This window comes from Vibrio sp. Vb0937, assembly GCF_033338855.1.
Map to the genome: position 1 here is coordinate 1 of NZ_JAWOTK010000484.1, position 1,010 is coordinate 1,010.

A 1,010-nucleotide genomic window follows, 5' to 3' on the forward strand; every position below is an offset into this window, starting at 1 on the left:
TCCATTTTCTAAGGCGGCTAAAATAACGAAAGGCTTAATGGTCGAACCGGGCTCCATTGAGTCCGTGATCACACGGTTACGCATCTTATAACTTTGCCAATCCGTGCGGTTATTTGGGTTGTATGACGGAGCATTAACCATCGCCAAAACGGCACCCGTTTTTACATCCAGCATCACCACGGAGCCAGAGGTTGCACGGTGATCGGCAACCGCCTGTTTGATGGCACGGTAAGCGATAGCCTGCAAACGCTGATCAATGGTCAGCTGCAACGACTTGCCTTCTTGTTTGTCTTGCCAAGCGATGTTTTCAACGACACGGCCATAGCGGTCTTTACGAATGGTCTTTTTACCTTCTTCACCGGTTAGCCATTCATCGTAACTGCGCTCAACCCCCTCTAGGCCATGACCGTCAATGCCTGTCACACCGACAAGGTGCGCACTGACTTCGCCAGCCGGGTAATAACGACGAGACTCCGACTTAAGACCAATACCAGGTAGCTTCAGTTCACGAATGTAGTTTGCCATTGCTGGGCTCACCTGACGCTGCAGGTAAATAAAGCGACGCTTTTCGTTGCGCTTGATTTTGTCAATCAAGCCTTGGCGATCCACACCTAACACATCTGCTAAGGCATACCAGTTTTGTTTCTGACTTAGCGCATTTTCTTTAAAAATGGTGGCTGGATCGGCCCAAACCGCTTCAACAGGCACACTCACCGCTAAAGGTTCACCATTGCGATCAGAAATAATGCCTCGTGCAGACGGGATAGACTTAACACGAATCGAACGTAGATCGCCCTGCTTAATGAGATTATCCGGCTCGATGATTTGAATGTAGGCCACACGAGCGACAAGAAGCGCAAAGGCGCAGAAAACAAAAAACAGCAATAAATGGAAGCGCCAGCGAATCAAAAATGATGGCTCTACTTCTACTTTCGCTGTTTTCGGTGCGGTTTTGGTGTCGTTTACTGCGGCTTTGGGTTTCGCAGAAGACTTACGCTTATTTCCTTGTT

1 protein-coding gene is annotated in these 1,010 nt (G+C 48.7%); it reads right to left on the bottom strand.

Annotated features, from left to right (window positions below):
- On the bottom strand, nucleotides 1-1,010 hold a 1,010-nt coding region (locus R7P67_RS26685), incomplete at both ends, for a penicillin-binding transpeptidase domain-containing protein (RefSeq protein WP_411912825.1).